Source organism: Flintibacter muris (genome assembly GCF_943192995.1).
Taxonomy (GTDB): Bacteria; Bacillota; Clostridia; order Oscillospirales; family Oscillospiraceae; genus Lawsonibacter; species Lawsonibacter muris.
In genome coordinates this window covers 1-13,381 of the sequence record NZ_CALPCP010000060.1, presented here as the reverse complement: position 1 = coordinate 13,381, position 13,381 = coordinate 1, and the positions used below count along the sequence as shown (strand labels likewise).

Genomic DNA, 13,381 nt, shown 5'->3' with positions numbered 1-13,381 from the left:
CTGCTCAGGCGGTTTGCATGATTGCCGCTTTTCGCACTTTGTTAAAAAGGCTTTAGCCTATTGGTACAGCTTCTCAGCAAATCCGATACCCGCCGCAATGACATGGGGAGATTCCCCGCAGTTTGCTTCATTTCCATCTGGCCGTGGAAAAATCCCATGTCAGATGTTTATCAAACATATCAACTAAAGAAGAATATTTGCTGGAAAGCTTAGACAGCCAGCCGTTTTGGATTAAAATTTCCATCAGCCCATTGTCATATAATTCGTGAGTAGACAGCGGGCCACTTGATCTTACCATGAATTTAGCCTGGCGAATCATATTATGTTCGATTTCAGATATATCTTCTGTGGCATTGTGCTTGATCGGAGCTGCTCCTTTTGAAAAAATAAGTACGGAGTCACCATTCAACGATTTTTTAGGGCTGATAATATTTTTTAACGTAACGGTTTTATCAACGTGTATTTGTGTAATAAAGCGAAAACAGTTTCTTTCCAAGATAGTAATCAATTCATTCCAAACATTTAAATCACAATCATGAAAATATAAACACATATAATGATTCGCTTTCAGCTTATGGGAGCACACATGAAAAACCTGATCTAATAATTTAAAATACTCCTCCCTGTTCTTGTTCCGGGAAGGTGCAGAAGAAACAATAATTTCATCTTCCAAGTTATAATCCAAATTCAAAAACGGCTTATATAGCTGCATATACTCCGAATAGAGAACTTGCTCCAGATACGGAGGGTCAGTGACAATTAAATCCACGCTATCATCAGGTATATCCTGCTTGGTGATTGACTGGCTGCCTTTTTGCAATAATAAACATTTACAGGGGGAAAGAGAACGATATGAGTCTACTAGTTCAGAATCAGCATAATTTTCTTTCATAAAAGGTATAACTCCAAAAAATTTTCTGATCTTCTTGCTGTATACATCTATAATATTTTTCTCGACGCAATCGGTTTTGGGTATCCATAACGGCCATTGAGAATTTGAATGCTTGTCGGTTATTTTGCATAGATGCAAAACAGACATCAGGATATACTTTAAAACAGGCTGATAGCTTGTGCTATATTTGTCAATCAGGCTTAATATGTCATCCAGTACCGACAAATTGCGCCCGGTAAATATATTTTTGATATCATCATGCTCAGTGATTGCGATTTTGGAGTTATGTATTAAAGCGGTATTGCTGATATTTTTGAGCGCTGGGGTCATATTCATTTTTTCATAATCGCTTTCATCTGCGGACTTAATGCCTTTTTTAGAGCATCCGCATTGGTAATTGATCGTTTTAATGACAATCTTTGAGCCTGTTCGCTCTGGTTTATCAAAGATTACTTTTGTAATAATACCGGTTTTTTTACAGACTGGACAAGTGGTCTCATAATAGTGAAGCAGTCCGTTAAGCTCTGATATAAAGCGTTCCAGCTCTTTTTTTATATTCGGAATGGTATTGACGGATAAAAGTAATTTTGAGATAAATAATGGCATGTCGTTAATATCACAGCCAATCGCACAGCGGGACATATCTGTTTTAATGGCTTCCAGCGTGGTTACTCCGGAACCAAGAAAAGGGTCAAATACAACATCTCCCTTATTTGACAGTGAATCAATCAAGGCATCACAGATATTAAAGGCCTTTTGGGACCAGTAGATATGGGAGTTATACATAGGATTATTTTTGCTTGGCAATAAGTTGCATAAGGATTTTTTCAGTGAATCAATATGAACCTGACTCAGGTTTTTATCCCCGCACAAGATCAGGTATTCAAGAACTTTTTTGGGTTCACTGTTTCGATGGTTCGCATGATTATAATCTTGCGTCACAACAGTAACACGAGCGTTTGTGAAGTATTTTTGCGCAAGTGCCACTAGCTCGTCTATTGAAATAGTATATCTGTCCGTCGCCTGCCGTTCCCTGTCCTGAGGATACGCATAGCTAATGGCAAGGTTCGTGTTCATCCGGGCACAGAAGTCAATTAAATTTTCTAAGGACTTCTTAGCGGAGCTGCGTTGACTCAGCTTTGATTGGTAGCGTCCTTCTGTATACAAGCCTTTGGTATAGCCGTTTTTAGTGACGGTTAATAAGGGATACTCATATTTGGCGGCGACATTCAACAGATGATAGTATCTTGAATACTGCATATCCGTATATGGGGGATCTGCATACACTAAGCCTACGTTAGAGAAAAGCTCCTCATCTAATAATTCTTCAAAATTCGAGTTAAAGATTAAGTTCTTTCCGGAAAATTTGGAGAGAGGAATTTGAATATATTCCTTGAACTTTTTCGTGAATAATTCATAAATATTCTTTTTCCGCTGCACAAAAAGACGGCTTTGATTTTTTTCGGGATTCAGCGGCTGAGCCATGTGGCCATCTTTGGAAAAAACCGCTTCTTTCATTGCGTAAAACAAACAAGAAAGCAAGGCGGATTTATATTCCGCAAAGCTTGTATGAATCATTTTAATGATACAATCAATATCAAGGGCCTGGATGATCCCGTAATAGTTTGTGGCATAGTATGTTGTAAATAAGTAATAGTCCTTCGTATCTTTGATACGATCAACAGTCAGTGGAGAATTGATAATGCCGGAATATTGATTGTTCCAAACAGTAGGATATGTATGATAAAGAGCGATTAACTCTTTAAAGCTTTCATGATCCAAAGCCTGCTGCTCCAGTTTGATAAAATCTGTGACAGGCTTTGACTGTGTTTTGACCGTATTCGTATATTCTGTATCCAGCGAATGAAGAAGGTCAGCATCGGACTCTATATCTGCCTGATTTAAGACAGCGTCAGCTATGATACCTGCGTAGCATTCAACATCATTCGCATAGACTTGATAGTTCTCTCTAAACATATTGCTTACAGCAGCAGAACCAGAAAAAATGTCTAAAATTGCTTTGCCATCTTGTATATATGGTTCTACATTTTGATGTATAAAACTGCTAAGATTATTTTTGCTGCCCTGGTAGTTTAAAATAGTAAAGTTCTCCATTATGAAATCCTCCACTATAGCATTATAAAATGAATACCTTAAAAAGGCAATCAAAAATAAAAAAGTAGTAAATCATTTTTGCGTTGAGAAGTTGAAATGCACAACTCTTGTTGGGGCGTTGACAGCGTTAAAATAATTGATAGACGGATATAAAGAGAGCCAGTCAGGTCAACCTGACTGGCTTTACTGGATATATAAAGCTGAGTTGGTAATCGTACATAGTGCTATAGTTTTATTGATAAAGGAAGCGTCAACAGATCCTACTATTGACAGTACTATTGTGATATGGGTACGCCTCTGTGTCTTTACCCAGTAATTACCAGCCTTGAAAGTGCCATTATTGGGCGCTTTCAGGGTATTTTTGTCATGGATGCCTGTGGGCTTTGCGCTTTTCCATCCGTTGTTTCCGTCCACATTTTTCCACATGTGGGTAAATCTTAATTGGAATCGGCACTCAGGATTGGTTGTAATTTCGTTATGTCACCGGTCAAGATGAAAAACGCTTTATATGCGTTCGACCGATATGCGATAGATATTTCCCGGTCTGCCGGCCGATCCCGTGACAGTCTGTCCGGACAGGCAGGCAAGGCCGTTTTCCTCCAGGGAGGCGAGCAGCCGGTTGGCGCTGCGCAGGGAGATGTGAAGGTGCTCTGCAAGCTCAGCGGCGGTAAACAGTGTTTTCTTCGTCTGTTCGATTACCAGAACAAGCCGCTGAAGCTTCACGGCGGAAATTCCTGTTCGCTGGACAAGCTCTCGAAGCTGCTGCTGCTCTTCTTTCACTTTCTTTTTCTGTGGACGTACAAAATTGACTGGTCCGGTAACAGAATTTATATTATGAACAATATAAGTGCAGCTCTCCTTCCGCAATCCGGCTTTTTTCAGCGCCAATCCGGCGTTGGACCGGGCTTCACCTGGGGTATAGCCAAACCCAATGCCCAGGCTTACATGACAGGCGCTGTTGTCCTGGATCAGATGGAGAAAGGGAAGGCTCTCCAGTGAATTGCTGTAAATCATCAGATCCTTCCGGTTCATCAGCACGATAAACGACTCGTCGGACTGCTGAATCACGGTGGCCCGGGCGTCCTTGGCAAAGTGATACAGCTCCTCGGCGGCTTTCAGCTTTTCATGGCTCTCCAGGTATTCCCGCTGGGCCTGGTAGAAAATTTCCTCCTTTGGTGTAATCCGAAGGGCCAATACCGCCAAATTGCCCGTCTCCATTTGGGCCTGCTCCATACACTCCTGCTTCATTCTGGTTACGGTCCGAATAATATTATCCGTTGTGGGTCTGGAATAGGCCGCAGGGATACCGTCCGCGGCCAGGCGCTCATAAACCTGGATGTCTGTCGCAATACAGCCAGCTACGGCGCCATCCAGAAATAGCTTCCGGTGTCCCTGGTGCAGGGTCTCGAAATAATTGTCCTCTGGCCGCTTGGGGTAGCGTTTTTTGAGGATATGCACGCGGTTGTCCGGAATTCCCGCGTCCTCAAACACCTTTTTCACCGTGGCGGGGGAGTAATTATCAATACTGACCCTGGTAATGTCCGCCCCCTGCCAGGAGAGGGAGACCAGGGAGTTCAGCAGCGACACGCTGTCCTTCTCGATAAAGGCGCAGGGGATATCCGGTTCAAATAATTGCTGGTATTGCTTGAATTGCAGCTCTCCGCCAAAAATCACGCCGGAAATGCGGTTTTTCAGCTCCAGCAGGGCCTGAGCCATTTCTTTATGATAGTCATACCGGTCATTTTCAAAAATTTCGATCTGGAGCTCTGGAAACCGCTTTGGCACAATGTTCTGAATCAGCTCCATTCGCACATGCGTTCCGACAAAGCCGAGTTTTAGCTTACGCTCCATAGTCCACTGCCCCATTTCTTAATTTTAGTCAAATTATAGGCGTTTTTTGGCGGCTGAATTTTTGTCTATAATAGGTCACAAGATAGAGCTGTTTTCTCAGGACAATTTTATCACACCTGACAAACTTTGAACAGAGGGGAAACGGATTCTATTCTGCAAATTTATGGAGGTGGAGCTTTCATGTCAGACTACGCAGTAAAAATCGGCCAGTATGTGGATCATTGCCAGGATGAAATGATCGACTTTTGGCGGGAGCTGGTCAACTTCCAGGGATGCGCGAAGGAGCCCGCCCGCATGGCAACGCTGCTCCAAATGGTGAAACGCCGTCTGGAGCAGGAGGGGCTGCTTTGCCGCATGATTCCTTCCGGAGATGGTATTCCGGTCCTCTGCGCGGTGGATGGACCGGAGCGGACGGGGAAACCTGTCCTTCTGTGCGGACACCTGGACACGGTATTCCCCCGGGACGCTTATCCGGAAAACCCCTTTGTCATCCGGGACGGCATCGCCTACGGCCCCGGCACGGCAGACATGAAGGGCGGTACAGTGATGATGCTGTACATCATTAAGGCCCTGCGCCACATCGGCTATGACCGCAGCCCCATCAAGCTGCTGCTCTGCGCTGACGAGGAGACCGGCCATGTGGGATCTCAAGCCCCCGAGATCATCCGCCGGGAGGCGGCCGGGTGCCTGTGCGCCTTCAACCTGGAGACGGGGCGGATGGACGACTGCATTGCCATAGGCCGGAAAGGAAACCTGGACTGCCATATCACGGTCCGGGGACGAAGCGGCCATGTAGGCAACGATTTTCTCACCGGACGCAACGCGGTTGCAGAGATGGCCCACAAGGTGATCGCGCTTCAGGCCCTCTCCCGCTATGAGGAGGAGGGGATCATTGTCAGTGTGGACGTGATTCAGGGGGGCACCGTATCCAACGCCATCCCGGATTTCTGCAAAATCGAAGTGGATGCCCGGTTTGACCGCGCCTCCGATCTGGAGCGCCTGAAACGGCAGATTTCGGAGGTCTGCGGGGTGACACACATTGAGGGCACCCAGACCACCGTGGATTTTGTCAACGATATGCCCGTCTTTGAGAAAACACAGGCGAATTTGGACCTGCTGGACCGGATCAACCAGGCCGCCGTGGAGTATGGGCTGCCGCCCTTCGGCACCGCTTTCCCCGGCGGAAACTCCGACGTCTCCTACATATCCCAGGCCGGCGTCCCGGCCGTATGCGCCTGCGGGGTAAAGGGGAGCGGTGCCCACACCATGGAAGAGTGCGCCATTGTGGACACGCTCTTCCAGCGGACGAAAATGATTGCATATGTTATTGCGGAATTAGAGGAGGGACTGTCATGAGCAACACATTGGAGAAGAAAAAAGGAGCGCCAAATCCCATTGTTATCATTATCTGCATCATCCTGGTCAGTGCCTTGGCCAGCTATATCGTCCCCGCCGGCGTCTTCGACCGAGTGGTGGACCCCAACTCCGGACGGACCGTGGTAGATCCCTCCAGCTTCCAGTACACCGAGCAGAATCCCACAGGATTCTTTGATCTGTTCAAATCCCTCACCCTGGGCCTCCAGTCTGCCAGCGACATTATCGCCTTCCTCTTTATCATCGGCGGGGCCTTCGGTGTGATGGAGGCCACCGGGGCCATCAAATCCGGCATGGGGACCCTGGTCCTGAAAATGCGGGGAAAAGAACTGCTGCTGGTCCCGGTCTGTATGCTGATCTTCAGCTGCGGCTCCGCCTTTGCTGCCAATGAGGAGGAGTATCTGGCCTTCCTGCCCCTGATCCTATCCATCTGTCTGGCTATGGGCTTTGACTCCCTCACCGCGCTGGGTATTGTGTTCGGCTCCACCGGGGCGGGCATCGCCTCCGGCTGTACCAACGCCTTTACAGTTGGCGTGGCCCAGGGAATCGCCGGGCTGCCGGTTTTCTCCGGCATTGAGCTGCGCCTGGCCTCGCTGGCCGTGTTCTATATCATCAACGTCACCTTTGTCACCCTCCACGCCAGAAAGGTGAAGGCAAATCCCCAGGCCAGCCCCATGTACGAGCTGGACCGCAGCCGCGCCGGGACCTTTGAGGTCAACGAGGAGGAGCGCATGACCGGCCGGCACAAGGTGGTGCTGCTCATCTTTGTGGCCACCGTCGCCGTGCTGGTGTTCGGCGTGATTCAGTATGGCTTTTACATTGACGAGCTGGCCGCCCTGTTCCTGATTATGGGCATTGCCGCCGGTGTGGTGGGCGGCCTGCGCCCGGGCGAGATTGCCGACAGCTTTATCAAGGGCTGCCACAATATGCTGTTCCCCTGCATTATGGTCGGCTTCTGCAAGGCTACCACCATCATCCTCACCGACGCCCTGATTATGGACACCGTCATCCATGCCTTGGCCGGCCTGCTCAACGGTATCCCCACCGTGCTCACCGCCTGCGGTATGTTCCTGATCCAGGCCATCTTCAACTTCCTGGTCCCCTCCGGCTCCGGGCAGGCCGCCATCACCATGCCCATTATGGCCCCCCTGGCCGACCTGGTGGGTATTACCCGTCAGACCGCCGTTCTGGCATTCCAGTTTGGCGATGCCTCTACCAACTGCATCACCCCCGCCAGCGGCATGACCATGTCCGCCCTGGCTATCGCGGGCGTCCCGCTGAACAAGTGGTGGAAATTCTTCGTTCCCCTGGTCCTGATCTGGTGGGCCGTCTGCTGCGCCTTCCTGGTCTTCGCCACCCTGACCGGCTACGGCCCCTTCTAAGGAGGTTTTGAGAATGAAAAATCTGCTGTCCATGAGCCGGTCTGAGCTGGCCGCGGAAAAAGAAGAGCTTGAGAAGAAATTTTCGGAATTGAAAGGCCGCGGACTGTCCCTGAACATGGCCCGTGGCAAGCCGGGGGCCGGCCAGCTGGAGCTGTCTCTGCCTATGCTGGACACTTTGAACTCCAAAAGCGACTGCCATGACGCCAGCGGCCTGGACTGCCGCAACTACGGCGAGCTGCGGGGCATCCCGGAGGCCCGGAAGCTGTTTGCTGAATACATGGGCGTCACCCCTGAGGAGACCATTGTGGTGGGCTCCGCCTCCCTCACCTTTATGTACGACTGCATGGCCCGGGCTATGCTGCTGGGCGTGCTGGGGGGCAAAAAGCCCTGGTGCAAATATGACAAGGTGAAATTCCTGTGTCCCGTCCCTGGCTACGACCGCCACTTTACCATCTGCGAGACCCTGGGCATCGAGATGCTCAACATCCCCCTCACCGAGTGGGGGCCGGACATGGACCTGGTGGAGAAGCTGGTGGCGGAGGACGAGACCGTCAAGGGCATCTGGTGCGTCCCCAAGTACACCAACCCCCTGGGCGGCTCCTACTCCGACGAGGCGGTGCGCCGTCTGGCCGCCCTCAAGCCCGCTGCCAAAGACTTCCGCATCTTCTGGGACAACGCCTACGCCGCCCACTATGTCTACAAGGACACCCCGGTGCTCAACATCCTGGAGGAGTGCAAAAAAGCGGGCAATGCCGATATGGTGTATATGTTCGGCTCCACCTCTAAAATTACCTTTCCGGGAGCGGGGGTGGCCTTCTTCGCCGCCTCCAAGGCTAATGTTGACTTCACCACCAAACAGCTGGACGCCCAAGCCATCAGCTGGGATAAGCTGAACATGCTGCGCCATGTGCGGTACTTTAAGAATGTGGACGGCATCAAGGCCCAGATGGACAAACACGCCGCCATCCTCCGGCCCAAGTTTGACGCAGTACTGGAGGCCCTGGAGTCTGAACTGGGTGGAGCCGGTGCGGGCAGCTGGGTGAAGCCCAAGGGGGGCTACTTTGTCACCTATATGGCCATGCCCGGCTGTGCCAAGCGAATCGTCCAGCTGTGCAAAGAGGTGGGCGTGGTCCTCACCGACGCTGGGGCTACCCACCCCTACCACAAGGACCCGGAGGACAGCTGCATCCGCCTGGCCCCCTCCTTCCCCGCCCCCGCCGAGCTGGCTCAGGCCATGGAGGTATTCTGTATCGCCGCCAAGCTGGCCGCGACAGAGAGGCTTTTAGCTCAGGAATAAGTTTCAAGCGAGGTTGATTATTATGATCATGAACCCAAACAAAATTAAGCATGTTGTGATAGACGGCCACAGCCTGAATCTGGAGAGCTTTGTGGCCGTGGCCCGGTACAGTGCCACCGTGGAGCTGGCCGACTCCGCCCTGGAGGCCATGAAGAAGTCCCGGGCTCTGGCCGAGAAGATCGCCGACGAAGGCCGGGTGGCCTACGGTATCACCACCGGCTTTGGCGACTTCCAAAAGGTTGCCGTCCCCGAGGAGATGAGCAACCAGCTGTCCACCAACCTGATTTTGAGCCACTGCACCGGCGCAGGCGAGCCCTACGCCGAGGAGGTGGTCCGGGGCATGCTCCTGCTGCGGGCCAACGCCCTGTGCGGCGGCGTGTCCGGCGTGCGCCCCGTCCTGGTGGAGATGATGATTGAGATGCTCAACAAGGGCGTCCACCCCTGGGTGCCCCAGAAGGGCTCTCTGGGCTCCTCCGGCGACCTGGCCCCTCTGGCCCACATGACCCTCCCCCTGCTGGGCAAGGGCCAGGCCTACTACCAGGGCCAGCTGATGGACGGCGGCGAGGCCATGTCCAAGGCGGGCATTGCCACTCTGGACACCCTGGTGTGCAAAGAGGGCCTGGGCATGACCAACGGCACCTGCGCCATGACCAGCGTGGGCTCCCTGGCCCTGTACGACACCATCTGCGCCGCCCAGCTGGGCGACGTCATCGGCTCCATGGACTTTGAGGCCCTCACCGGCCTGCGCAACGCCTTTGACCCCCGCATCCATCAGGTGCGCGGCCAGAAGGGCCAGATGCTGGTGGCCGAGAACATGCGCAAGCTGCTGGCCGGCTCCGAGATTCTGGACAACTGCCAGACCGACCGGGTACAGGATGCCTACGCCCTGCGGTGCATCCCCCAGATCCACGGCGCCGTCCGTGACGCCCTGGACTATGTCCGGGACAAGGTGGAGATCGAGCTCAACGCCGTCACTGACAACCCCCTCATCTTCCTGGAGGACGAGGCGGTCATCTCCGGCGGCAATTTCCACGGTGAGCCCATGGCCATCCCCTTCGACACCCTGGGAATCGCCTGCTCTGAGATTGCCAACATCTCCGAGCGGCGCACCGAGCGGATGGTCAACGCCGCTTTGTCCAACGTCCTGACCCCCTTCCTCACCACCAAGCCCGGCGTCAACTCCGGCTTCATGATCGTGCAGTACTCCGCCGCCTCCATGGTGTCGGAAAACAAGGTGCTGGCCCACCCCGCCAGCGTGGATTCCATCCCCTCCTCCGCCAACCAGGAGGACATCGTGTCTATGGGCACCACCGCCGGCCGCAAGGCAAGGATGATCGTCCAGAACACCTTCTCCGTGCTGGCCGACGAGCTGCTCACCGCCTGCCAGGCCATTGACGTCCGCCGCCGCCTGGGCACCCACGGCCAGGGTATCGCCCCCGTCCATGAGGCCATTCTCAAGCACGTCCGTGAGAAGGTAGACTTCTACGAGATCGACCGGGAGATCTGGCCCGACATCCTGGAGGTAGGGAAGATGATCCGTAGCGGCGAGCTGCTGGATATCGTCAAGGAATACATCCCCGACTTCCAGTAAAATCGCACAATTTAAAAGAAGCGGGACAGCTGAGTCTGCCCCGTTTCTTTTAAGTTTTTTAGATAATGTCTACCCAAGTTAGGCACGAATAGCGGCTCAAATAGCGATACAGCGAACGTGTACCGCGGCGATAAAAGCATCTGAGGTTATGGCGGAGTAGCAGTACCTCTCCAATGTTTCGGATCCAGGGCCTGCCCAAAGAATATGGAGACTGGCACGTAATCTATGTCCAGGTAAACGGCTGGGCGAAAAAGGGGGTGTTGGGCGTTTCTGCGTTTACGCAACTGGGGATCATTCAAATAAAAGTGAGAAGCTGTATTAATAGGGGTAAAGGTGCTATAATGAATGCATGATACAAAAAATGAGAGACACAGTTAGGCATTGTCCAAATTGGACAATGCCTATTATTGATCGCTATTTAGTTTTTTCGATTATTTCTCGTATATTCTATGGAGGAACGTCACAATCTGACCACGGGTACAGGTTTGATCGGGACTGAATGTGGTCGCGCTAGTGCCAACAGTGACATTGTTTGCCAATGCCCACGCCACGGCTTGGGCGTAGTTCGAACCGGCAGAAATATCACTAAACCGTCCATCGTAGGAGGCCGCAGGATTCCCCGCCGCTTTCCACATATATTCCATTGTGGAGGCACGGGTGCAGGGTGTACTTGCGCCAAAAGCAGGGGCGGACACCATGCCCTTTTCTGCAGCCCACAGCGCGGCCTTGTAGAAATAGTCAGTGTTTTTAACGTCATTAAAGGGATTGGGTATTGTCGGTTCCGGGGAACCGTTGGCCCGCCACAGGAAGGACAAAATCTGCGCCCTGTTGCATGTAGCGCCAGGGGAAAAAGTGGTATTGCTGGTGCCGCTGGTAATGTTCTTTTCTACAGCCCACGCGACAGCCTCCGCAAAATAGTCATTCGCTGAGACGTCAGAAAAGACCAAGGCAGACGGTTCGGTGGGCACGCTGGGAGTATCTGCGCCGGTAATTGTGCCATTTTGCATTTTTACCTTCCCGTTGCCACGGGTGATGTACTTATGGTCGAGTGCAAGCGTTTCTGGTGTGATATCAAAATAGTAAAATCCGTTCGGCGTATCCGTATTGTAGCTTCCGTCTTCATACTTGTTGTTGGAATCCCATGTGGCATCCATGATCACCCAGTGCTCGTCGGCCCACGCTTCGACATGGGCGTGGTTTGAAATATTTGCGTTGGCTTCATCAGCCCTAACGGCATAAGATCCGCCATTTGTGCTAACGCCTAACGAGTACGTTGATGCTTTCATGCAGGGTATTCCCTGAGCAAGAATGAGGTCTCTGAGCAAGTTGGCATATCCTTCGCACACGGAGCGCCTGTTGGCAAGAATACTTGCCGAATCATAAAAAGTACTTTCGCCGCTGTAATAAGCATCGTAGTCGTAGTAAATATTTTCTGCCACCCATTTGTGAAGAAGGAAAATCTTGGAATAGTTGTCCGTTTCCCCGCCGACAATCTGATTTGACAAGGATTTGACGGAATCCGGAACTCCGCTGCTGTCTCGGAAATTATCGGGGTCAACATAGGCCCGCGCAAAGGAAAGGTTCTGATCAAGTACAAAGGAGGGCATAATGCGGTATCCTCCACTTGTCTTTTCAATGTAGATTTTATTCCAACTGTAGCTCCAGTAGGTACGTTCTCCACTCACCTGTGTATATATGCTGACCGGCAGCGACCCATTATGGGACAAAGCAACACGAACGGAGAATTCTTGTCCGCTGGCGGCATCAATATATTCACGAGATTGCTCTCCACACTGTACCATTAAACCTGTCAAGCCATTTAATCGAAGTTTTCCACTGACGATCAGAGTGTTTCTGGAAATGGACAGTTCAACATAGTTGTCATTATTGTAGGAAGTGCGCAGATAGGTTTCACCATTTGTGAAATCCTGTGTGCTGTCAGCATACGCTATTGGTGGTATCACCAGGACCATTGCCAATAGCAGTAATATGGAGATTACCTTTTGAAGTTTACCTTTCATTCGCTCTCTTTTCTCCCTTCAAAAATAGAGTTTTCTCTTGCGGACAGATGGCCTGGGGCGGACGGTACTTCTTATTTGCTCGTTGTATACAATTATTCTCCATATGTCCGGTATAGGAAGGTCACGATTTGCTTCCAGGTACAGGTGCTGTCAGGGCTGAATGTGGCATTGCTGGTGCCGGCGGTGACCTTGTTCTCCACAGCCCATGCCATTGCTTGCGCATTGTCAGCATTGGCAGAAACAGCGTCAACACAATTCCGAATACAACAACAATAGATACCAGTCTTTTCCTCGTTTTTATGCTCCTTTCATTTCACACAAACGGCCAAGACATAGGTATCGCCCCACCAGCAAACCGGCACATCAATGTTTCCACATTTCCCGCGTCTCACCCTTTTCTTCTTTTGATTAAAGTTATTTCTCAAAGGTACTTGCCAAAGGGTGGTACTTGCTTCACGGCCACTGGCGGTTTTCCCTTTGAGACAACAAAAGCGGCGCAGAGCATGAAATCCCTACACCGCCGAACATCAAACACACACACCCATTTAAGGTTTGAAAAACCTATGTAGTTTTGTTAAAATGGATGTAGCGCAAGTTTCTTGCTGTGTGGGAGGTCCGCTCTCCTGCGTAGGGATGTGGGGGAAGTGGAAGTCCCTCACGTCCTGCCTGTACATGCTTTTACTGTCTCTGGCTATATTTTACACTATACCACTTGATCGTGCAAGCGGTTTTTATAGTTTTGAACGAGGTTCGCGTTATTAAGCCAAATGTCAAGACTAAATTACAAAAAGTCCTAAAAAATTTTTAATAGCCCGAAAAGTGGAGGGGCACCGCCAGCGCGGTGCCCCCGTTTTTGCA

The 13,381-nt window shown here is 51.0% G+C and carries 7 protein-coding genes; 4 read left to right on the top strand and 3 right to left on the bottom strand.

Annotated features, from left to right (window positions below; all coding sequences use genetic code 11):
• Positions 1-127: 127 nt before the first annotated feature.
• Together NFS22_RS21735 and NFS22_RS21730 are read right to left on the bottom strand one after the other, a co-directional pair.
• The gene (locus NFS22_RS21735) at positions 128-3,007 is read right to left on the bottom strand and encodes a DNA methyltransferase (RefSeq protein WP_251319769.1); all 2,880 of its coding nucleotides are present in this window, start codon (positions 3,005-3,007) and stop codon (positions 128-130) included.
• 504 nt (positions 3,008-3,511) lie between these two features.
• Complete coding sequence (locus NFS22_RS21730) at positions 3,512-4,858, bottom strand: helix-turn-helix domain-containing protein (protein ID WP_251319768.1); 1,347 nt, start codon at positions 4,856-4,858, stop codon at positions 3,512-3,514.
• A gap of 180 nt (positions 4,859-5,038) precedes the next feature.
• Here NFS22_RS21730 and NFS22_RS21725 point away from each other — a divergent pair, with 180 nt between their 5' ends.
• The 4 genes from NFS22_RS21725 to hutH are packed head-to-tail and all read left to right on the top strand — an operon-like array spanning position 5,039 to position 10,502.
• The gene (locus NFS22_RS21725; protein WP_251319767.1) at positions 5,039-6,214 is read left to right on the top strand and encodes a M20/M25/M40 family metallo-hydrolase; all 1,176 of its coding nucleotides are present in this window, start codon (positions 5,039-5,041) and stop codon (positions 6,212-6,214) included.
• Positions 6,211-7,614 carry a YfcC family protein gene (locus NFS22_RS21720; protein WP_251319766.1) on the top strand — a complete coding sequence of 468 codons (1,404 nt, stop codon included), beginning with the start codon at positions 6,211-6,213 and terminating at the stop codon, positions 7,612-7,614. The genes NFS22_RS21725 and NFS22_RS21720 overlap by 4 nt, the downstream gene beginning before the upstream one ends.
• A 13-nt stretch (positions 7,615-7,627) precedes the next feature.
• Entirely contained in the window at positions 7,628-8,911 is a 1,284-nt protein-coding gene (locus NFS22_RS21715) for an aspartate aminotransferase type Ic (protein ID WP_251319765.1), read from the top strand.
• 22 nt (positions 8,912-8,933) lie between these two features.
• Positions 8,934-10,502, top strand: a complete 1,569-nt coding sequence (gene hutH / locus NFS22_RS21710; protein ID WP_251319764.1) for a histidine ammonia-lyase — start codon at positions 8,934-8,936, stop codon at positions 10,500-10,502.
• 431 nt (positions 10,503-10,933) lie between these two features.
• Here hutH and NFS22_RS21705 read toward each other — a convergent pair whose 3' ends face one another.
• Positions 10,934-12,523: an S-layer homology domain-containing protein gene (locus tag NFS22_RS21705; RefSeq protein WP_251319763.1), complete on the bottom strand. Its 1,590-nt coding sequence runs from the start codon at positions 12,521-12,523 to the stop codon at positions 10,934-10,936.
• Between the last annotated feature and the right edge of the window lie 858 nt (positions 12,524-13,381).

What these genes read in the sequence shown, in the direction of transcription:
- NFS22_RS21725 (WP_251319767.1), top strand. Translation starts at nt 5,039, where the DNA reads ATGTCAGACTACGCAGTAAAAATCGGCCAGTATGTGGATCATTGCCAG.
- hutH (WP_251319764.1), top strand. Translation starts at nt 8,934, where the DNA reads ATGATCATGAACCCAAACAAAATTAAGCATGTTGTGATAGACGGCCAC.
- NFS22_RS21715 (WP_251319765.1), top strand. Translation starts at nt 7,628, where the DNA reads ATGAAAAATCTGCTGTCCATGAGCCGGTCTGAGCTGGCCGCGGAAAAA.
- NFS22_RS21730 (WP_251319768.1), bottom strand. Translation starts at nt 4,858, where the DNA reads ATGGAGCGTAAGCTAAAACTCGGCTTTGTCGGAACGCATGTGCGAATG.
- NFS22_RS21735 (WP_251319769.1), bottom strand. Translation starts at nt 3,007, where the DNA reads ATGGAGAACTTTACTATTTTAAACTACCAGGGCAGCAAAAATAATCTT.
- NFS22_RS21705 (WP_251319763.1), bottom strand. Translation starts at nt 12,523, where the DNA reads ATGAAAGGTAAACTTCAAAAGGTAATCTCCATATTACTGCTATTGGCA.
- NFS22_RS21720 (WP_251319766.1), top strand. Translation starts at nt 6,211, where the DNA reads ATGAGCAACACATTGGAGAAGAAAAAAGGAGCGCCAAATCCCATTGTT.